This window comes from Caballeronia sp. GAWG1-1, from assembly GCF_023631465.1.
GTDB lineage: Bacteria > Pseudomonadota > Gammaproteobacteria > Burkholderiales > Burkholderiaceae > Caballeronia.
Map to the genome: position 1 here is coordinate 56,527 of NZ_JALQDB010000022.1, position 18,535 is coordinate 75,061.

20 protein-coding genes are annotated in these 18,535 nt (G+C 63.5%); 8 read left to right on the forward strand and 12 right to left on the reverse strand.

Going from position 1 to position 18,535, the window contains the following annotated elements; all coding sequences use genetic code 11:
• Positions 1 to 66: 66 nt before the first annotated feature.
• Genes ttcA through NCT03_RS13305 form a run of 3 tightly spaced genes read right to left on the reverse strand, consistent with a single transcriptional unit; the run spans position 67 to position 2,304 of the window.
• Complete coding sequence (gene ttcA, locus NCT03_RS13295; protein WP_250465974.1) at positions 67 to 1,026, reverse strand: tRNA 2-thiocytidine(32) synthetase TtcA; 960 nt, start codon at positions 1,024 to 1,026, stop codon at positions 67 to 69.
• Positions 1,023 to 1,424, reverse strand: a complete 402-nt coding sequence (locus NCT03_RS13300; RefSeq protein ID WP_250465976.1) for a dihydroneopterin aldolase — start codon at positions 1,422 to 1,424, stop codon at positions 1,023 to 1,025. Before NCT03_RS13300 ends, ttcA begins: the two co-directional genes overlap by 4 nt.
• Before the next feature lie 34 nt (positions 1,425 to 1,458).
• Positions 1,459 to 2,304 carry an SDR family oxidoreductase gene (locus NCT03_RS13305; protein WP_250465978.1) on the reverse strand — a complete coding sequence of 282 codons (846 nt, stop codon included), beginning with the start codon at positions 2,302 to 2,304 and terminating at the stop codon, positions 1,459 to 1,461.
• Positions 2,305 to 2,317: 13 nt separating this feature from the next.
• Here NCT03_RS13305 and NCT03_RS13310 point away from each other — a divergent pair, with 13 nt between their 5' ends.
• Positions 2,318 to 3,523 carry a class I SAM-dependent methyltransferase gene (locus NCT03_RS13310; protein WP_250465980.1) on the forward strand — a complete coding sequence of 402 codons (1,206 nt, stop codon included), beginning with the start codon at positions 2,318 to 2,320 and terminating at the stop codon, positions 3,521 to 3,523.
• Between the two features lie 9 nt (positions 3,524 to 3,532).
• Positions 3,533 to 3,727 carry a DUF2905 domain-containing protein gene (locus tag NCT03_RS13315; protein WP_244826503.1) on the forward strand — a complete coding sequence of 65 codons (195 nt, stop codon included), beginning with the start codon at positions 3,533 to 3,535 and terminating at the stop codon, positions 3,725 to 3,727.
• A 3-nt stretch (positions 3,728 to 3,730) separates the two neighbouring features.
• Here NCT03_RS13315 and NCT03_RS13320 read toward each other — a convergent pair whose 3' ends face one another.
• The 4 genes from NCT03_RS13320 to NCT03_RS13335 all read right to left on the reverse strand — a co-directional run bounded on the left by NCT03_RS13320 (position 3,731) and on the right by NCT03_RS13335 (position 8,636).
• Positions 3,731 to 4,960 (reverse strand): multifunctional CCA addition/repair protein, encoded by a 1,230-nt coding sequence (locus NCT03_RS13320; protein ID WP_250492772.1) that lies wholly within the window; start codon positions 4,958 to 4,960, stop codon positions 3,731 to 3,733.
• Complete coding sequence (locus NCT03_RS13325) at positions 4,957 to 5,580, reverse strand: glutathione S-transferase family protein (protein ID WP_250492773.1); 624 nt, start codon at positions 5,578 to 5,580, stop codon at positions 4,957 to 4,959. Before NCT03_RS13325 ends, NCT03_RS13320 begins: the two co-directional genes overlap by 4 nt.
• A gap of 11 nt (positions 5,581 to 5,591) precedes the next feature.
• Complete coding sequence (locus NCT03_RS13330) at positions 5,592 to 6,548, reverse strand: complex I NDUFA9 subunit family protein (protein ID WP_244826506.1); 957 nt, start codon at positions 6,546 to 6,548, stop codon at positions 5,592 to 5,594.
• A 120-nt stretch (positions 6,549 to 6,668) separates the two neighbouring features.
• The gene (locus tag NCT03_RS13335; protein WP_250492775.1) at positions 6,669 to 8,636 is read right to left on the reverse strand and encodes a lytic transglycosylase domain-containing protein; all 1,968 of its coding nucleotides are present in this window, start codon (positions 8,634 to 8,636) and stop codon (positions 6,669 to 6,671) included.
• Positions 8,637 to 8,644: 8 nt separating this feature from the next.
• On the opposite strand from NCT03_RS13335, the gene NCT03_RS13340 reads away from it, so the two are divergent.
• A complete protein-coding gene (locus tag NCT03_RS13340; protein ID WP_502800369.1) occupies positions 8,645 to 9,262 on the forward strand; it encodes a 5-formyltetrahydrofolate cyclo-ligase in 618 nt (205 codons plus the stop codon).
• Between the two features lies 1 nt (position 9,263).
• Here the strand turns inward: NCT03_RS13340 and NCT03_RS13345 are convergent, their stop codons facing one another.
• The gene (locus NCT03_RS13345) at positions 9,264 to 9,776 is read right to left on the reverse strand and encodes a winged helix DNA-binding protein (protein WP_244826509.1); all 513 of its coding nucleotides are present in this window, start codon (positions 9,774 to 9,776) and stop codon (positions 9,264 to 9,266) included.
• A 181-nt stretch (positions 9,777 to 9,957) separates the two neighbouring features.
• Here NCT03_RS13345 and pxpB point away from each other — a divergent pair, with 181 nt between their 5' ends.
• The 5 genes from pxpB (at position 9,958) to NCT03_RS13370 (ending at position 14,202) form a co-directional block, all read left to right on the forward strand.
• On the forward strand, positions 9,958 to 10,611 hold the full coding sequence (gene pxpB / locus NCT03_RS13350; RefSeq protein ID WP_244826510.1) for a 5-oxoprolinase subunit PxpB: 654 nt from the start codon (positions 9,958 to 9,960) through the stop codon (positions 10,609 to 10,611).
• Complete coding sequence (locus NCT03_RS13355; protein WP_244826511.1) at positions 10,608 to 11,654, forward strand: 5-oxoprolinase subunit C family protein; 1,047 nt, start codon at positions 10,608 to 10,610, stop codon at positions 11,652 to 11,654. The genes pxpB and NCT03_RS13355 overlap by 4 nt, the downstream gene beginning before the upstream one ends.
• 22 nt (positions 11,655 to 11,676) lie before the next feature.
• Positions 11,677 to 12,423 (forward strand): 5-oxoprolinase subunit PxpA, encoded by a 747-nt coding sequence (gene pxpA, locus NCT03_RS13360; protein ID WP_250492777.1) that lies wholly within the window; start codon positions 11,677 to 11,679, stop codon positions 12,421 to 12,423.
• A gap of 106 nt (positions 12,424 to 12,529) precedes the next feature.
• On the forward strand, positions 12,530 to 13,249 hold the full coding sequence (locus NCT03_RS13365) for a DUF969 domain-containing protein (RefSeq protein ID WP_250492779.1): 720 nt from the start codon (positions 12,530 to 12,532) through the stop codon (positions 13,247 to 13,249).
• Positions 13,246 to 14,202: a DUF979 domain-containing protein gene (locus NCT03_RS13370; protein ID WP_250492780.1), complete on the forward strand. Its 957-nt coding sequence runs from the start codon at positions 13,246 to 13,248 to the stop codon at positions 14,200 to 14,202. Before NCT03_RS13365 ends, NCT03_RS13370 begins: the two co-directional genes overlap by 4 nt.
• 13 nt (positions 14,203 to 14,215) lie before the next feature.
• Here the strand turns inward: NCT03_RS13370 and NCT03_RS13375 are convergent, their stop codons facing one another.
• The 4 genes from NCT03_RS13375 to NCT03_RS13390 form a co-directional block, all read right to left on the reverse strand.
• A complete protein-coding gene (locus tag NCT03_RS13375) occupies positions 14,216 to 15,322 on the reverse strand; it encodes a TraB/GumN family protein (RefSeq protein WP_244826514.1) in 1,107 nt (368 codons plus the stop codon).
• 124 nt (positions 15,323 to 15,446) lie between these two features.
• Positions 15,447 to 16,451 carry a peptide ABC transporter ATP-binding protein gene (locus NCT03_RS13380; protein ID WP_244826515.1) on the reverse strand — a complete coding sequence of 335 codons (1,005 nt, stop codon included), beginning with the start codon at positions 16,449 to 16,451 and terminating at the stop codon, positions 15,447 to 15,449.
• A complete protein-coding gene (locus tag NCT03_RS13385; protein ID WP_250492781.1) occupies positions 16,448 to 17,440 on the reverse strand; it encodes an ABC transporter ATP-binding protein in 993 nt (330 codons plus the stop codon). The genes NCT03_RS13380 and NCT03_RS13385 overlap by 4 nt, the downstream gene beginning before the upstream one ends.
• A gap of 1 nt (position 17,441) precedes the next feature.
• Positions 17,442 to 18,362, reverse strand: coding sequence for an ABC transporter permease subunit (locus tag NCT03_RS13390; protein ID WP_250492783.1), 921 nt, complete (start codon positions 18,360 to 18,362; stop codon positions 17,442 to 17,444).
• Positions 18,363 to 18,535 lie beyond the last annotated feature (173 nt).

Here is an 18,535-nt window from a genome sequence, read left to right on the forward strand (position 1 = left end):
CAATATAGCACGCAGGCCTTTTGACGCAGTGCGGTAAATGCCACGCTGCGCCTTGTCGGGAAAGGCTCAAAGGTCGTCGAACTGCACGATTGAAATCGCGTTTGCCGGCCCGGACGGTTCGCTCGCGCACGGTTCTTCGTCGAAGGCAATATCGCCGTTTGCGTCCGCCTCGCCCGTCGCGCGCAATCCGGCAAACGGAAAGAGCTTGTGATCCATCAAATGCGACGGCACGACATTGGTCAGCGCGTTGAACATGTTGTCCACTCGACCGGGAAAACGCTTGTCCCAATCGCGCACCAGCGCCTTCATTTCCGCGCGCTTCAAGTTGGGCTGACTGCCGCACAGATTGCACGGGATGATCGGAAACTCGCGCAACGCGGCGTATTTTTCCAGATCGGTTTCCTTCACGTAGGCAAGCGGGCGAATTACGATGTTCTTGCCATCGTCCGATTGCAGCTTGGGCGGCATGCTCTTCAGCTTGCCGCCATAGAACATGTTGAGCAAAAGCGTCTGCAGAATGTCGTCGCGATGATGCCCGAGCGCGATCTTGGTCGCGCCCAGTTCGCCCGCCACGCGGTACAGAATGCCGCGCCGCAGCCGCGAGCACAGCGAACACGTCGTCTTGCCTTCCGGCACCAGCCGCTTGACGATGCTGTACGTATCCTGGTTCTCGATATGAAACGGAATGTCGAGCTTGCTCAGATATTCGGGCAGCACATGCTCCGGAAATCCCGGTTGCTTCTGATCCAGATTGACGGCCACGAGTTCGAAGTTGATCGGCGCGCGCTCGCGCAGGCGCATGAGAATTTCGAGCATCGCGTAACTGTCCTTGCCGCCGGACAGACACACCATGACCTTGTCGCCTTCCTCGATCATGTTGAAGTCGCCGATCGCCTCGCCGACTTGCCGCGCGAGCCGCTTGAAGAGCTTGTTGTTCTCGTAGGCTTCCTTCTGCTGACGGCGCGTCAGCGCTTCGCGCGCGGGCTTTTGCTCGTCGGGCGCTTGCAGTGTCTCGGGCGCGTTCATGCTCGTTCCTCTTTGATACGGAAGACTTCGACGCCCACCGCGTCGCAGTCGGGATACACGTCGGGTTTTTCTGTCGATACCGCCACGGCCCGCACATTCGGATGCGCGAGCAGCGCGGCGGCGACATCGTCGCAGAGTGTTTCCTGCAGATGGATGTGGCCGCGCTTCACGCGCTCGGCGATGGTCGAGCGCATGAAGTCGTAGTCGACGACTTCGGCGAGCTTGTCCGCGACGGGCGTGGACAGCGCGAGCGGCACGAACAGTTCGACGTTGATCACGACGCGTTGCTCGCCGCGCTTCTCGAAGTCATGCACACCGATATTGATGCGCACTTCGTAGTTGCGCAGAAAAAGCCGCCGGCAATCGGCCAGCCGGGGATGCGAAAGTGCGGCAAGCATGGGTTCGTTCCAAAAGTTGATACGCGGCGCGCGGCTACAGCTTCGGCGCGCCGAACAGGTACATCACGTCGCGCGGGCTCGGCACGAGATGCTGGCCGCCATCGACCACGAGCGTCGTGCCGGTCATGCCGTGCGCGTTCGCCAGAAAGCACGCGGCCTCCGCGACGTCGCGCACCGTGGACGCCCGCTTGAGCGGCGTCACGCGATGCGCCGCCGCGAACGATTCCGGCGTCTGCCCGGCGGAAATCAGCGTCAGTCCCGGCGCGAGGCCGACGACGCGCAGCTTCGGCCCCAGCGCCTGCGCGAGCGCGACAGTGGCGTTTTCCAGCGCGGCCTTCGTGAGCGTGTACGACAGGTAATCCGGGTTCATGTTGTACAGCTTCTGATCGAGCACGTTGATGACAACGCCGCGTTTCGTGTCGTCATCGGCGGCGGATTCAGGCGTGATTTCGTGCAACAGACGCGCAAGCGTGAGCGGCGCGGCGACGTTGATCGCGGTCATCTCGAGCAGCTTCGCGTAGCCGAAGTCGGTGGCCGTGTCTTCGTCGAAACGCGATGCGCAGTTCACCACGCAATTCAGCGCGCCGAATGCCTCGACACACGCCGGCACGAGCCGCGCCACGTCCGCTTCGATGCCGAGATCCGCGTGCAATGCGGCCGCGCGCCGGCCAAGCGCTTCGATTTCGGCGACGGTTTCGAGCGCTTCACGCGCAGAGCCGCCGTAGTGCACGGCGACGTCCCAGCCCTGGCGAGCGAATTCCAGCGCGACGCCGCGCCCGATGCGCCTGGCGCCGCCGGTCACGAGTACGACGCGGGACCGCGCAGCCGAAGCGGGCGAAAGCGGCGAATTTGCGGAAGATAACGGCGTGGAGGCGCTCATTTACAATACTGGGATGAATCCGAAAGCTCGACAATCCGACAGTTTACCTGCTCCCGGCGCGGATGCACTCGCCCAGTCCGACGCACTTTCCGCGCTGATTCGCGAGCGTATCGCCGAGGCGGGCGGCTGGCTGCCATTCGACCGCTACATGGACCTCGCGCTGTACGCGCCCGGACTCGGCTATTACAGCGGCGGCGCGACGAAGTTCGGCCGGCGCGCGGAAGACGGCAGCGACTTCGTCACCGCGCCCGAATTGTCGCCCTTGTTCGCGACGACGCTCGCGCGGCCCGTGGCGCAGGCGCTCGAACAGAGCGGCACGCGCCGGCTGATGGAGTTCGGCGCGGGCACGGGCAAGCTCGCGGCGGGTTTGCTCAACGCGCTCGCCGAACTAGACGTGGCCTTCGATAGTTACGCAATCGTCGATCTTTCCGGCGAATTGCGCGCGCGCCAGCGCGAGACAATCGAAGCGCAGGCGCCCGCGCTCGCCGCCAAGGTCATCTGGCTCGATGAATTGCCGGATTCGTTCGAAGGCGTGGTGATCGGCAACGAAGTGCTGGACGCCATGCCGGTGCGGCTCGTGGTGCGCAAGCTCGGCGCGTGGCACGAGCGCGGCGTGGTCGTGCTGAACGACCGTTTTGCTTTCGATGACCATCCCGTGGAAATCGACGAGCAAATCGAATTGATCGATGCCGCCATCGACGAAGCCAACGACGAGCCATTCACCGAATACGTGACCGAAACGCACGAGGCGGCGCTCGGCTTCACGAAGACCGTTTGCACCATGCTCACGCGCGGCGCGGCGTTTTTCATCGACTACGGATTTCCGCGCCGCGAGTTCTATCACGCGCAGCGCGCGACCGGAACGTTGATGTGTCATTACCGGCATCGCGCGCACACGGACCCGTTTCTCTATCCGGGCTTGCAGGACATCACGGCGCACGTCGAATTCACGGGGATCGCGGAAGCAGGCACGGAAGCCGGCGCCGATCTGCTGGGCTTCGCATCGCAGGCGCGCTTTTTAATGAACGCCGGTATCACCGACGTACTCAACGAACTCGATCCGGCCGACGTGCGGCGCTTTTTGCCCGCCGCCAACGCCGTGCAGAAATTGCTTTCGGAAGCAGAGATGGGCGAACTCTTCAAGGTGATCGCGTTTTCGCGCGGCATTCCCGGCACGCTCGACGCCTTCTCGGCCGGCGACCGTTCCCATACGCTCTGAGCCATTGCCATGATCCGCTGGCTTCTGACTACGTTTGTCGCGCTGATGGTGCTGTCGGCTTGCTGGCCGTGGCTCCGCAAGCTCGGCGTCGGGCGCTTGCCGGGCGACTTCACGCTGCGCATCTTTGGACGCGAATACTCGTTTCCGTTCATGTCGACGCTGCTGCTGTCGATGTTGCTGTCGCTGATCGCGCGCGCGCTCTAGCCGTTACAGAACCGCCTTCACCGCTTCGACCCGCGCATCGTGCACGGCGTCTTTTATGCCCGCGGGCTGATTGGCGAAGCGTTGCGCGACCGCGCCGGCATCGACGGAACGGGCCGCGACTAGCGCCTCGCGCAGCCGTTCAGCCTGTGGATAAGGCTGCTGTTCCAGACCGAGCCGACCGCGCGCATCGGCAAGACATGCCTGCAGGGCTTCCGCGAAACGCGCGGGTTTGCGCAACGCGTCGGCGCGTTCGAAGAGGCGCACCAGCGCGCCCGCGCCCGCGTCCATGACGCGATGAATGTTGCCGTGCTCGCGCGCGACGAGTACCGCCAGATCGCGGCACTCGTTCGGCACGCGCAAGCGGTCGCAAAGCGGCTTCAGGAGATCGACGCTGCGCCCTTCGTGACCAATATGGCGCGGCAGGATATCGTCCGGCGTGGTCGCCTTGCCGAGATCGTGAGTGAGCGCGGCGAAGCGCACCGGCAACGCAAACCCCTGCGACGCCGCGTAGTCCACCACCATCATCACGTGGACGCCGGTGTCCACTTCAGGGTGATAGTCGGCGCGTTGCGGCACGCCCCAAAGCGCGTTCACTTCGGGGAGAATGCGCGCCAGCGCGCCGCAACCGCGCAGGACCTCGAACATGCGAGAAGGCTTCTTTTCCATTAGACCGCGCGAGACTTCCTGCCATACGCGCTCGGGCACGAGGGCATCGACTTCGCCCGCCTCGACCATTTTCTTCATCAGCGCTTCGGTTTCCGGCGCGACTGAAAAATCGGCGAAGCGCGCCGCGAAACGAGCGAGACGAAGAATACGCACCGGGTCTTCGATGAACGCATCGCCCACATGCCGGAAGAGTTTCTGCCCGAGATCGGCGCGGCCGTTGAACGGATCGATCACCGGGCCGGTCAGTTCGCCATTCGGATTCACTTCGCGCGCCATTGCATTGATGGTCAAATCGCGCCGCGTCAAATCCTCTTCGAGCGTCACGTCCGGCGAGTAGTAGAACTGGAAGCCGTGATACCCCGCCGCCGTCTTGCGCTCGGTGCGCGCGAGCGCGTATTCCTCGTGCGTCCGCGGATGCAAAAACACCGGGAAATCCTTGCCCACCGGCTTATAGCCTTGCGCCACCATTTGCTCGGGCGTGGCTCCAACCACGACATAATCGCGATCCACCACTGGCACGCCGAGCAACTCGTCGCGGATCGCGCCGCCAACCGCGTAAATGTTCATTGCGCGATTTCCTGCTTTGCATCCTCGATCCACGCCGCGACCGCGGGCAATGCGGTCACGCGCTGCGCATAGGCACGCGATTCATGGTCAAGCGACGGCTCGTAGGAATTGAAGCGCATGACGACCGGCGCGAACATGGCATCCGCAATACCGAACTCGCCGAACAGAAACGGCCCGCCCGACTTCGCCAGGCAATCGGCCCACAACGCTTCGATGCGCGCGATATTCGCCAATGCGCCTTCGCTTGCGCCTTTGCCTGGCGCGTGCGTGTGAATTTCCATGGGCATCGACTGACGCAAGTCAGCGAAACTCGCGTGCATCTCGGCGCTGATGCTGCGCGCACGTGCCCGCGCAGCGGCATCGCGCGGCCACATCGCGTGGTCGGAAAAGCGCTCGGCGAGGGTCTCCATGATTGCAAGCGACTCCCACACGGAGGCGCCGTCGTCGGTGACGAGACACGGCACCTTGCCCGATGGCGACACTTCGAGAATGCGCGCCTTGGTATCGGGCTGACCGAGACGGATCAGCGTTTCCTCGAAGGGAATGCCGAAGTGCTTCATCAGCACCCAAGGGCGCATGGACCAGGAAGACGTGTTCTTGTCACCAATGACGAGTTTCATGCGATCGATGTTCAGCGATGCGCCGTGGCGCGAAAAGAATTGAAGCGCGAGCGATTCGACGCGCCCGTCAGATACAACGGCGCAATCGCCTCGATGCTCGCCGGTTCGCCGATGCCCAGTTCGGGCGCAAGCGGGCCGCTCGCAATATTCGGCGTTTTCATCGAATCGAGATTGTCGCGCGAAATCAGCGGTTCACCGGGCGCGAGTTCGAGCGTCATCGCCTGAAGGCGGCCAAGGCTCTCGGGCAGCTTGATGATGCGCGAATGCTTGCCGATGGTCGCGCCCGCAAAGCGCACCAGCTCCGCGAGCGTGAAGACGCCCGGCCCCGCGAGTTCATAGACCATGCGGTTGGCCGCGTCGAGGTCCAGCACGTTGACCATGGCCTTGGCCACGTCGCCGACGAAAATAGGCTGGAACTGCGCGTCGGCGCAAGCCAGCGGAATCACCGGGAACATGCGTTCGAGGAAGGCGAACTGATTCAGCAGATTGTCCTCGGGACCGAAAACGACGGAGCTTCGAAAAATGGTCCAGTCGAGGCCCGAGTCGCGCACCGCCTTTTCGCCGTCGCCCTTCGAGCGCAAATACATGCTCGGACCTTCCGAATCCGCGCCGATCGCGCTCATGTGCAGCAGCCGGCGCACGCCTTTCGCCGCGCACGCCGCCGCGATCTTGCGCGGCAACTCGACGTGCGCTTTCTCGAACTCAGGCCCATAAGGCTCGCCGCGCCGCCCTTGCAGCACGCCGACGAGGTTGATCACCGCGTCGGCCTCCGCGACGAAAGCCGCGAGTTGCGCGGGATCGTGAATATCGGTTTCGATGACATCGACGGGAAGAAGCGTCAGATGCGCCGCGTTGGAACGGCGCCGCGTGGCAATTCGCACGTTCTTGCCGAGATCGACCAGCGCGTTGACGAGATGACTTCCGATGAAACCCGAACCGCCGATGAGCGCTACCTTTTGATGTCGCATATTCGCCTCTTGAGTCGCGGCTTTGTGAGTGCGCTTTGACGAATGCGAACGGGGAAGGGGCAGCCGCGCGCCCGTTCCGTCTATTCGTGCAACGAAACCGCGACGCGCGGTGCGAAAGAACTACGGCGCGATATATCCCAGCCGCGTCTTCAGCGATTGCGGACGGCCTTCGAACAGTGCCGCGTAATAGACGGTGTTCGACAGCACGTTCTTGACGTAATCGCGCGTCTCGGTGAACGGAATGGTTTCAGCAAAAATCGCGCCCTCGACAGGCGCGCGCAAATCCTGCCGCCATTGCTTCGGCCGGCCGGGACCTGCGTTGTAACCGGCAGTGGCGAGCACGGGCGAGTTATCGAATTGATTGTAGATCATCGACAGGTAATTTGTGCCGAGCAGAATGTTGGTGTTGATGTCGTTCATTTGCGCGCGCGACACCGGACCCATGCCGATTTTCTTGGCGACGAGTTGCGCCGTGCCAGGCATCAGTTGCATCAAACCGCCCGCGCCTACTTCCGAACGCGCGTTGATGATGAAGCGCGATTCCTGGCGAATAAGCCCGTATGCCCATTCGATATCGAGCCCGGTGGTTTGCGCATCGCGCTCGACGATATCGCGGAACGGCGACAGATAACGCAGCGTGAAGTCGTGCTCGGTCTTCGTCTTGTCGGCGGTGTTCACCGTGCGGTCGAACAGTTCGATGCGCTTTGCATACTGCGCGGCGGCGATGAGTTGCCGGTCCGTCATGCTGCGCAACGGCCAGTTCCACTCGCGGTTGCCTTCGAGCCGCATGTTCAGCGAGTAGAAACGTTGCGACAGCGCGAAGCCCGGCACCGACTGCATCTGCGCGATTTCGGCATCGCTCACGGTAGTGCGCGGCGGGACGCTGATCTTCTGGCCGGTTTCTTCCAGCGCGAGCTGGCCGTAGAAATTGTATTGGTCCGCGATCGACTGGAATTCCTGATTGGCCGTTGCGGCGTCGCCCGCTTGCTTGACCGCGCGGCCGTGCCAGTAAGTCCACGCAGGCTGGCTGCGCAAGGTGGGCGGCATCTGGTCGATAGACCAGCGCACCATGTTCCAGTCGCCCGCAAGCAGCGCGCTGCGCGTGCGCCATTCATATGCGGGGTTCGACAACTGCGCGTTCGCCGATAGCCGATACCAGTCCGACGCGGCCGGCATGCGCTTGATCGCCGCCTGATAGCCGATGGTGCCCCAGCCGATCGCGCGTTCCTGCGCGGTGAGACTCGGCGCGACCGAACTGAACGTGGCCGCGGCCATTGCCGGATCGTTGCGAGCCATGCGCGTGATGGCGAGCAAGGTCAGTTGGTGCGCCGGCGTGTTCGGCATGACGCCGCGCGCGAGGTAAAGCGGCGGCTTGTTGACCGCGTCGTCGAGAAGCGAGGCTTTCGGCTTTTCCTGCCCGAGCGCTTCGACGATATTTAATCCGGTCGACGTGTAGTTCTGTTCGTAAGCGATGCGAATCTGCTGCCAGATGTCGTCGCTCGTGAACTGGCCTGACTCCGCAAGTGCGCCGATGAGATCGACGCAGCCGTCGCCGTACCATTTGGGATCGACGAGCAGCGCGCGCGCCGCTTCCGCGACGTTCTCGCCCTTCGAGAGACGCGCTTCGAGTGCATAGCACTTGACCTGCGTGTCGTCGTTGAGCACGAAGCGGGCATATTGCTGCTCGAAGTTCTTCCAGTCGTGACGGCTGCCGAGCACGACGAGATAATCGTTGCGCATGCGGTCGGCAATGGCCTGGCCGTCGTTGCGCTGCAGGAACGAGAGCACCGGCGCATCGGGCGCGTCGATGCGCGCGTGGCCTTGCGAATCGAAGAGTTGCGGCTTGATCGTGAAGTACTCGACGTAACTCGGCGCCGGATAGTTCGGGATTTGCGCGGCAAGAACGGCGGCTTTGGCCGGATCGTTCGCGCGCGCGGCATCGCGCAATTGCATGAAGATGCGGTCGTCGGACGACGGCGAGAAGTCTTCGTCGGGGCGAACCGCGGAAGCTGTTCCACAAGCGACGAGCGTCACTGCGGCAAGTGCGGTACCAGCCGCAAGATATACTCGGTCGAGGCGTTTTGACATCGTTATTACTGGAGCGCGAGGTGGTCCAAAGATCGGTTGAAAGCATAGCACGCAACGTTTGCGCGGAACCTAAAAGCGCATTGCGTTCCACGCTTCTCGCAAGCCGCGAAGCACAGCGTGACGATCCCGCGCAAGCCGAAAGAAACAAGGCGCTCGCGACACGCATCGAGGCGTTGCTCGCGGAGCATGCGGTCAAGTGCATCGGCTTTTATTGGCCCGTTGCGGGCGAATTCGATGCACGCGCTTTGCTCACGCGCTGGCTCGCGGCAGACGCGACGCGCGTCGCCGCGTTGCCCGTGGTGGTCGAGCCCAAGGCGCCGATGGCCTTCCACGCATGGCATGCGCAAATGCCGATGAACGAAGGCCGTTATCGCATTCCCGTGCCTGCGCAGGAAACCCGCGTGACGCCGGATCTGTTGCTGATTCCATGCGTCGGTTTCGATCTCCAGCGCTTGAGACTGGGTTACGGCGGCGGCTACTACGATCGCACGCTCGCCGCCTGGCCGAATGGCGAGCGCCCCGTGACTATCGGGATTGCCTACGAATCGGGCAAATGCGATGCGCTCCCGCGCGGGACTCACGACTTGCCGCTTGGAGCCATCGTCACCGAGGCTGCCGTCTACTGACTCAAAGCGATGTCGCCGCGCGCGCGGCGGTATCGTAAAGACCGGATGCGTTGCGCATGAGTTGCGCGGCGTCGCCAATCTGCTCGTTTGTCAGCCCGCTCTCGCGCAGCGTCGACATGAGACAGCTCTCCCGCACTTCACGATACTTCCCGCACAACTCGCGCCCTGCCGCCGTTGCGGAAAAGAACACTTCCTTGCCCGTCTTCTCGCTTTTAACGTAACCGCGCGCCACCAGTTTTTTGAGTGCATACGTGGCAACGTGGGTATCCTCGATATTGAGGACGAAGCAGATATCGGCGAGCTTTTTCTTGCGATCGCGATGGCTCACGTGATGCAGCAGCGATACTTCCACGGCGGTCATGTCCTTCGCGCCCGCCGCCGACATGCAACGCACCATCCAGCGATTGAACGCGTTGCTCACCATGATGAGCGCGTATTCGAACTCCGATAACTCGGCGCTGACTTCTGACACGAGATGCTCGGACGAGACGATCTTGGTAGGGTGACGCGACATGGCGAGGACCGTTGAAAAGTGCGTGGAGTGTATCCGAACGATATCGCGCAGCCGCGACCTTGCGTCACGAACTACACTCCGAACAAACGCTTATTGATAAATTGTCGATAATTTATTGACAATGTAGCATTCTGACGCGTTGCTGGCCGCATGGACGGCGCGCGCAAGGGACCAGAGAGGCATGACGAAACCACGTATTCATCCGCTTGGCGACAACGCGCTCGTGTGCGAATCCGCGCCACCGGCGACGCTCGATTGTCAGCGCCGCATCTGGGCGCTCGCCGACATCGCGCGGCTCATGCCGCACGTCGTCGAAGTCGTGCCGGGCATGAACAACCTGACCATCGTCTTCGACCCGCTCGAAGCCGATTACGAAGCCCTCGCGGCGCAACTCGAAGATGGTTGGGAAGCGGCCACGCCATCGGATACAGGCGGCGCGGAGATCGAGATTCCGGTGCGCTACGGCGGCGCGGACGGCCCCGATCTGAGTTCGCTCGCCAAGCACGTCGGCCTTTCCGTCGATGAAGTCGTGAAGCGTCACACCGAAGCCGAATACGTCGTCTTCTTTCTCGGTTTTCAGCCGGGCTTCGCCTACATGGGCGGCCTCGATCCCGCGCTGCACACGCCGCGCCGCGCGGAACCGCGCCTCGAAGTGCCGGCGGGTTCGGTCGGCATCGGCGGGGCGCAGACGGGTATCTATCCCGCTGTATCGCCCGGTGGATGGAATCTGCTCGGCCGCACCGACCTCAAGCTTTTCGATCCGGCCCGCAACCCGCCGACGCTCATGCAGCCCGGCGACCGCGTGCGCTTCACGGCGCTGGAGGTGCGCGCATGATCGAAGTAAAACGCGCGGGCGTGCTCTCGTCCGTGCAGGATCTCGGGCGCCACGGTTATCGGCATCTCGGCGTGAGTTCGGGCGGCGCGCTCGATGCGCTGTCGCTGGAAATCGGCAATCGTATCGTCGGCAACAAGGCGGATGCGGCGGGTATTGAAGTCACGTTTGGGCCGACCGTGCTGCGCTTCTCGCGCGCGACGCGCGTGGCGATTACCGGCACGGACTTCGGCGCGACGCTCGACGACGAGCCGGTTTATTCGTGGTGGAGTCTGCCCGTGCGCGCGGGCCAGGAACTGACGCTGCGCGCGGCCAAGCGCGGCATGCGCGGCTACGTGTGCATTGCGGGCGGTATCGACGTCTTGCCGATGCTCGGCTCACGCAGCACCGACCTCGGCGCATGCTTCGGCGGCCTGGGCGGACGCGCGCTTGCCGACGGCGACCGTTTGCCTGTCGGCGTGCCGCAACCGCACAAGGGCATCGCGTTTTCGCCGGAAGAACCGGCCTTCGGCGTGAAGGCGCCCGCGTGGTGCAAGTTCGTGCTCGTCGATGAACCCGTGCGGCGCGGCCGACATGCGCCGGGCGTCGACTGGGCCGTGCCGATTCGCGTGCTGCGCGGTCCGGAATACGCGAGCTTCACGGAGAAGGCGCAGCGCGACTTCTGGAACGAGGAATGGACCATCACGCCAAACAGCAACCGCATGGGCTTTCGCCTTGCGGGCACGGAGCTCGAACGCGGCGAGAAAATCGAACTGCTGTCGCACGCGGTCTTGCCCGGCACGATTCAAGTGCCGCCGAACGGCCAGCCCATCGTCCTGATGGGCGACGCGCAATCCACAGGCGGCTACCCGAAGATCGGCGCGGTCATCAAGGCGGATTTGTGGAAGCTCGCGCAAGTACGGTTGAACGGCGGCGTGCGCTTCATCGAAACGTCGCTGGAAGAAGCACGCCATGCGCTCGCCGAAGAGCGGCGCTATGTCAGTCAGGTGGGCACGGCCATCGCGATGCACGAGGAACGCTGCGCGCGTCTGGCTAAATCAACGTAACGACTTTGAACGATACGACATCATGGAAATCGATCTGAACGCCGATCTCGGCGAAGGCTGCGGCACCGACGAAGCGCTGCTCGAACTCGTCAGCTCCGCGAACATCGCGTGCGGCTGGCATGCGGGCGGCGCCACCGCGATGCGCGAGTGCGTGCGCTGGGCGGTGCAGAAAGGCGTGGCGATCGGCGCGCATCCGAGCTTCAACGATCCCGAGAACTTCGGCCGCAAGGAAATGGACTTGCCGCCCGAGGAAATCTACGCGGGCGTGCTGTATCAACTGGGCGCGCTGTCGGCCATTGCGCGGGCGGAAGGCGGACGTATCGCGCATGTGAAGCCGCACGGCGCGCTCTACAACCAGGCCGCGAAAAGCCCCGGGATAGCGGATGCCATCTGCTCCGCCGTGCATGACTTCGATCCGTCGCTGCTGATCTTCGGTCTCGCCAACAGCGGTCTCGTCGATGCGGCGCGGCGCGCGGGCTTGGCCGCCATCGAGGAAGTCTTCGCGGATCGCGGCTATCGCGCGGATGGCTCGCTCGTGCCGCGCAAGGAACCGGGCGCGCTGCTCGAGGATGAAACCGAAGTGCTCGACCGAACGCTCGCGATGGTGCGCGAGCAACGCGTGCAGGCCGTGTCCGGCGAATGGGTGCCGCTCAAGGCGCAGACCATCTGCCTGCATGGCGATGGCGCGCACGCACTCGAATTCGCGCGACGCATTCGCGGCGCGCTCGCCGATGCGGGCGTCGATGTCCGCGCCGCCCGCGCCGAATAAGCGATTTTCCGATGCATCGAACGCCCCGCCTGCCGGGGCGTTTTAACAAGCGCTATTTACGCGTCCGCTTCGAGGCGCGATGTCTAACCCCTGGTCTGGAGATCTCATGGCAACCGCAGTCAACTTATGGCCGCTCATCGGCGTGGCCGTCATCATCGTGGGCTTCGTGCTGCGCTTCAATCCGATGCTGATGGTCGCCGCAGCGGCGATCGTCACCGGCTTCGCGGCGCACTTTCCCGTGGAGCGCATTCTGACCACCATCGGCACCGGCTTTCTGAAGACGCGCAATATTCCGCTCATCATCTTGCTGCCGCTCGCGGTGATCGGCCTGCTCGAACGGCATGGCTTGCGTGAACGCGCGCAGACGTGGATATCGAGCATTCGCGCGGCGACGGTCGGGCGACTGTTGATCGTCTATCTGCTCGTGCGCGAACTGACGGCGGCGGTCGGCCTCACGGGTCTCGGCGGCCATCCGCAAATGGTGCGACCGCTCCTCGCGCCGATGGCCGAAGGCGCCGCCGAAACGCGTTACGGCAAGCTCTCCGACGCGGTGCGCCACAAGCTGCGCGCATATTCGGCGGCAACCGACAACGTCGGCCTCTTCTTCGGCGAGGACATCTTCGTGGCGTTCGGCGCCATCGTGCTGATGGTCACGTTCCTCAAGGAAGCGGGCATCGTCGTGGAACCCATGCATGTTGCCGTGTGGGGCATTCCAACCGCGATCTGCGCGTTCCTCATCCACGGCTTTCGGCTGTGGCTGCTCGACCGGCGCCTGACGCGCGAACTCGGCGCGCTCACGCGCAATCTCGCGGGAGAGAAAGCATGACGCTCACCATCAACTATCTCTTCTATCTCGTCGGCATCGTGCTGGTGGTGGTCGCCGGCATGATCCTCACCGACAAGTCGCATCCGCGCCGCCTGACGACGGGCGTGTTCTGGCTCGTGTATGCGCTCGTGTTCCTGATCGGCGACTGGCTGCCGCCCGCGGTCGTCGGCGTGCTCGTGATAGCGATGGCGCTCATCGCCGGACTCGGCGGCGTGACCAGCGCGAAGCCGAAAATGCTGTCGGAGCAAACGCGCCGGCAGAGCGCCGCGCGGCTCGGCAACAAGCTCTTCGTGCCCGCGCTGACCATTCCGGTCGTCACCGTGATCCTGACGCTCGGCGCGAGCCATCTCGTCTTCGGCGGGCAACCGTTGATCGAGTTGAAGAACGTGACGCTGATCGGCTTCGGCATAGGCTGCGTGATCGCGCTGGCGGTGGCGTGCGTCATGACGCGCGATACCGTCGGCCAGTCGATGCGCGAGGCGCGCCGTCTCATCGACGCGCTTTCGTGGGCCGCCGTGCTGCCGCAAATGCTCGGCATGCTCGGACTCGTGTTCTCGGACGCAGGCGTCGGCAAGGCGGTCGCGCATGTGACGACGGCCTACATCAACCTCGACTATCGGCTCGTCGCGGTGACGGTCTATGTCGTCGGCATGGCGCTTTTCACGATGGTGATGGGCAACGGCTTCGCCGCGTTTCCAGTGATGACGGGCGGTGTCGGCGTACCGATTCTCGTCGGCGTGTTCCATGGCAATCCGGCAACGATGGCCGCCATCGGCATGTTCTCGGGCTACTGCGGAACGCTGATGACGCCGATGGCCGCGAACTTCAACATGGTTCCGGCGGCGTTGCTGGAGTTGCCCGACAAGAACGCGGTGATCAAGGTGCAGGTGCCAACGGCGTTGTCGCTTCTGATCGTGAACATCTTCTTGCTGAACTGGCTGATGTTCATCTGAATCGGCAAAGCGTTCAGCCAGCCACCACGACGAAGCCGCGCTTTCTCAGCAGTTCGAGCACGCCGCGCGACCCGCCGAGATGCAGCGCCCCGATAGCCACGAACACCGGCTTGTCGGGCGCTGCCAGTTGCACCATCCGCGCGACGAAGCGGCGATTGCGCTCATATACCACGCGGTTATCCACCTGATCCGCGAGCGGCTTCGAGCGCGCAAGCTTGTTGCCCTTGGCGTCGTCCCAGGCTTTGAGCGCGTCCGCGTCGCCGATTCGCCAGAGCCGGTGCAGCTCTTTCACGTCGGCGATGTTTTCGGTTGGCGTCTGCACGAGATCCTGCGCGAGCATCTCGCGCTGTTGCGCGGAAGTCAGACGCGTGAACGTCGATATCTGTTCGTTCAAGGTTTCGAGCCCGACGATTTTTCCGCGCACATGCAGATAGACATTCTGCAACTGCGCCTCGGTGCCGTACTCGCTCTGAAAACCGGCCTTGAGCGTGTCGTATGTTTCGATCAGCATCGACGCGAGCCACGGACGCGTGTGCCGCAATTCCTTCAGCGCATCGGGATTGTTGCGCATGCGCGCTTGCACCGCCTGCCACATCGAATCCGGCAAATAATCGATCAGACATTCGCTGCGGCACATGCCGAAGCGATTCACGTCCTCTTGCGAAACGAGCAGTTCGTCGGGAGAGATTTCGAGCGCGAGTGTGGGCGATGCATAAAGCGCAGCCAGTATCGACTGGCGAAACGGCTGTTCGGCCGGATAGTCGGTCGCGAAACCGACATGCAGCGTGCCGAGCAAATAGATGGTGGTCGTGCCTTTGGTCGCAACGTAGAACGGCATGCGCGCCGGCGCCGCGCGCACGGGGCCGCTTGCCGTCGTGCCATCGGATCGATCCACGGCCGGCGCGGGTGCCGATGCGCCCGGTGCCGCCGCTACGTCCGCGCCGCCTGCGGGCTGCGGAGTGCCACCTGCCGGCGTACGCGATCCGACGACCGCGAAACCGGATGGCGTAACGACCGCGCCTGCCATGAACAGTACGAACGACAGCACAATGGCTGTCGCTCTGGCGGACGCCACGCGCGCGGCGCGCGGCTGGTCATATGAATACGGCACGAGCGACATCTTAAAACATTCACGCGACCCGCTGGACACGCGCTGTCGCTTCGAGACGATCGACTTGGAGCTTGACCGCGCGCCGCCTTCTTTGAACGAAGCTGGCGCGCGTCAAACCGCGCGTCGATGCGATTCAAACCTCCACGTCACCTACCTCCTCGGCGCGATGACACGAGACTTGCCGCCCGTCGACGACGCGCAGCGCCGGTTCCTCGGTTCTGCAACGATCGATCGCGTACGGGCAGCGCTGATGAAACGTGCAGCCCGATGGCGGATTGAGCGGCGAAGGCATTTCGCCCTGCAGCTTGATCTTGATGCGGCGATCTTCCTCGAACAACGCGGGCGTTGCCGACATCAAGGCGCGCGTGTACGGATGACGCGGTCGCGCGAAGATGGTTTTCTTGTCGCCGAGTTCGGCCACGCCGCCGAAGTACATCACCATCACGTCATCGGCAATATGCTCGACCACCGACAGGTTGTGCGAGATGAACACGTAGCTCGTGCCGAACTGCGCTTGCAGGTCCATGAACAGATTGAGAATCTGCGCCTGGATCGAGACATCGAGCGCGGAAACGGGTTCATCGGCGACGACGATTTGCGGGTCGAGAATCATCGCGCGCGCAATCGCCACGCGTTGCCGTTGACCGCCCGAAAACATGTGCGGGTAGCGCGTCGCGTGTTCCGGTCTCAGGCCGACGGTGCGCATCATCTGCGCAATGCGTTGAGCGCGTTCGGTTGCGTTGAGCTTCGTGTTGATGGCGAGCGGCTCGCCGAGCGTCTGCTCGACGGTCTTACGCGGATTGAGCGACGCAAACGGGTTCTGAAACACCATCTGCACGCGCTGCCGCAACGCGGCGATCTTGTCCTTGCTCGCGCCCGCCACGTCCTCGCCATCGATCAGAAGACGGCCCGATGTCGGCGTTTCGATCATCGTCAACTGACGCGCGAGCGTGGACTTGCCGCAGCCCGATTCGCCGACGACAGCAAGCGTGCGCCCGCGCTGCAACTCGAACGACACGCCGTTCAGCGCCTTCACCGTGCCCTGTTCGAACATGCTGCGCTTGACGCTGTAATGCCGCGTGAGCTGATCGGCGGCGAGCACGATGTCCTTGTTGATTTCCTTCGGTACGGCGTTCATCGCGCGCCTCCTTCCACCACCACTTCGACATTCAACGGCTTGATGCAACGCGCGCGCACGGCCGCGTCGTTCGGGTCGAGCTGGAACAGATTCGGCCGCCCCTTCCAGCAGTCCTCGACGGCATATTTGCAGCGCGGCGCAAAGAGGCATCCACTGGGTCTGTCGTCTCGGCCCGGCACCATGCCCGGCAACGCCGCCAGACGATCCGCGCCGCGGCTATGTTCCGGAATCGCGGCGAGCAACGCTTCCGTGTACGGATGATGCGGCTCGCTGAAAATGGCAGGGACGTGATTCGTTTCGATGATCTCGCCCGCATACATCACCGCGACGCGCTGCGCCACTTCCGACACCACCGCGAGATCGTGCGAAATCAGCACGAGCGCCATGCCGCGTTCCTTTTGCAAGCGCACGAGCAGTTCCATGATCTGCGCCTGAATGGTCACGTCGAGCGCGGTCGTGGGCTCGTCGGCGATCAGGAGTTTGGGATTGCAGGCGACCGCCATTGCGATCATCACGCGCTGATTCATGCCGCCCGACATCTGATGCGGAAACGCGTCGATGCGGCTTTTCGCATCTGGAATGCCGACTTGATCCAGCAGTTCGAGCGCGCGTTTGTTGAGTGCGTCGCCGCGCAGGCCTTCGTGCAGTCTCAGCGATTCCTTGATCTGATAGCCGACCGTGTAGCTCGGGTTCAGGCTCGTCAGCGCGTCCTGAAACACCATCGCGATGTCCTTGCCGATGATCTTGCGACGCTCGCGCGCCGAGGCCTTCAGCAAATCGCGCCCATCGAAGGTGACCTGTTCGGCCGAGACCTTGCCGGGTGCATCGATCAGGCCCATGAGCGCCATCATCGTGACGCTTTTGCCCGAGCCGGATTCGCCGACCACGCCGACCACTTCGCCCGGCTTGACCGACAGGTCGATGCGATCGACCGCCTGTGTGCCGCCGAACGTCACTTGCAGATTACGGATAGTGAGTAGATCGTTCATGTCATCCCATCCGTTTCAGTTTCGGGTCGAGGGCGTCGCGCAGACCGTCGCCGAGCAGATTGATGACGAGCACCGAGATCAGGATGGAGAGACCGGGCATCGTGACGATCCACCATGCGCTTTCGATGTAATCGCGCGCCGAAGCCAGCATGGCGCCCCACTCGGCCGCGGGCGGTTGCACGCCCAAGCCGAGGAAGCCGAGCGCGGCGGCGTCCAGAATCGCCGATGAAAACCCGAGCGTCGCCTGCACGATGAGCGGCGCGGCGCAGTTCGGCAGCACTTGCGAGAACATCAGCCGCACGACGCCCGCACCCGCGACGCGCGATGCCGTCACGTATTCCTTTTGCAATTCGCCGAGCGCCGATGCGCGCGTCAGACGCACATAACCCGGCAGCGCGACGATGGCGATGGCAAGCATGGTGTTGACGAGCCCCGGCCCGATGATCGCGACCACGGCGACCGCGAGCAAGAGCGAAGGCAGCGCGAGGAGCACATCCATGATGCGCATGATCGGGGTATCGAGCCAGCCGAAGAACGCGGCCATGAGCCCCAGCACGACGCCCGGAATGAGCGCGAGCACGACCGATACGAAGCCGATCCAGAACGACAGCCGCGCGCCGTACATGAGACGCGAGAGAATGTCGCGGCCGGCTTCATCGGTGCCGAGCAGGAACATGCGGTTGCCGCCTTCGAGCCACGCGGGCGGAATCTTCACGTATTCGCGATATTGCTCGATGGGGCTGTGCGGCGCGATCACGGGCGCGGTGAGCGCCACCAGAATCAGCACGAGCACGATGATGCCCGCGACCACTGCGCCGCGATTGCGCGAGAAGTTCGCCCAGAACTCGCGGCCCGCGACCATGCGGCCGCTGGGTGGCGGTGTTACTGCCTGGGGAGGTAGGTTGTTTTGAATGTCGGCCATATCATGCCTCTCGCCGAGCCGCCTCAAGAGAGGCATGCGCCCCCTCGGGGGGCAGCGAACGAATGTGAGCGTGGGGGTGGTACATGTTTATGCCTCTCGCCGAGCCGCCTCAAGAGAGGCATGCGCCCCCTCGGGGGGCAGCGAACGAATGTGAGCGTGGGGGTGGTACATGT